The organism is Pandoraea terrigena (genome assembly GCF_902459705.1).
GTDB lineage: Bacteria > Pseudomonadota > Gammaproteobacteria > Burkholderiales > Burkholderiaceae > Pandoraea > Pandoraea terrigena.
Map to the genome: position 1 here is coordinate 1 of NZ_CABPRU010000030.1, position 1,026 is coordinate 1,026.

At 67.4% G+C, this 1,026-nt stretch carries 2 protein-coding genes; both read left to right on the plus strand.

The genetic code is table 11. The features are described 5' to 3' along the window. On the plus strand, window positions 1–771 hold a 771-nt coding region (locus PTE31013_RS24645), incomplete at its 5' end, for a Rossmann-fold NAD(P)-binding domain-containing protein (RefSeq protein WP_150615203.1). Between the two features lie 13 nt (window positions 772–784). Then, window positions 785–1,026 (plus strand): proton-translocating transhydrogenase family protein (locus tag PTE31013_RS24650; RefSeq protein ID WP_150615204.1); only part of this gene is annotated, 242 nt, incomplete at its 3' end.

Sequence of the window (1,026 nt, forward strand, 5' to 3'; positions counted from 1 at the left end):
ACGCGCGCGCAAAGCATGGACGTGCTCTCCTCGCAGGCCAACATCGCCGGCTACAAGGCCGTGATGCTGGCCGCCAACCTCTACCAGCGCTTCATGCCGATGCTCATGACGGCGGCCGGCACGGTCAAGGCCGCGCGCCTGGTCGTGCTGGGCGCTGGGGTCGCCGGGTTGCAGGCCATCGCCACGGCCAAGCGTCTCGGTGCGGTCATCGAAGCGTCGGATGTGCGCCCCGCCGTGCGCGAGCAGATCGAGTCGCTCGGGGCCAAGTTCATCGACGTTCCCTTCGAGACCGACGAGGAGCGCGAGATCGCCAAGGGCGTGGGCGGCTATGCGCGTCCGATGCCGGCGGCGTGGCTCGCGCGTCAGGCGCAGCTCGTGCACACGCGTCTCACGCAGGCGGACATCGTCATCTCCACCGCGCTGATTCCGGGGCGCGCCGCGCCGACGCTGATCGCCGAAGACACCGTCAAGGCCATGAAGCCCGGCTCGGTGATCATCGACCTGGCCGCCGGCCGGGGTGCCAACGGCGGCGGCAACTGCCCGTTGTCGGTGGCCGACGAGGTCGTCAAGGTGCACGGCGTGACGATTGCGGGCTACACCAACCTCGCGGGCATGGTGGCCGCGGACGCCTCTGCGCTGTACGCACGTAATGTGCTCGACTTCCTGAAGCTGGTGATCGACAAGGAAGGCAAGCTCGTCATCGATACCAACGACGACATCGTTGCCGCGTGCCTGATGTGCCGCGACGGCCAGGTCCTGCGTGCCGCATAAGGGAGACTCGGCAATGGAAATGATCAATCACACGGTGATCAACCTGATCATCTTCGTGCTGGCGGTGTACGTCGGCTACCACGTGGTGTGGAACGTCACGCCGGCACTGCACACGCCGCTCATGGCGGTGACGAACGCGATCTCGGCCATCGTGATCGTGGGCGCGATGCTCGCAGCCGGCCTCACCGAAGGCCCGCTCGGCAAGACGATGGGCGTCGTGGCCGTGGCGCTCGCGGCGGTGAACGTGTTCGGGGG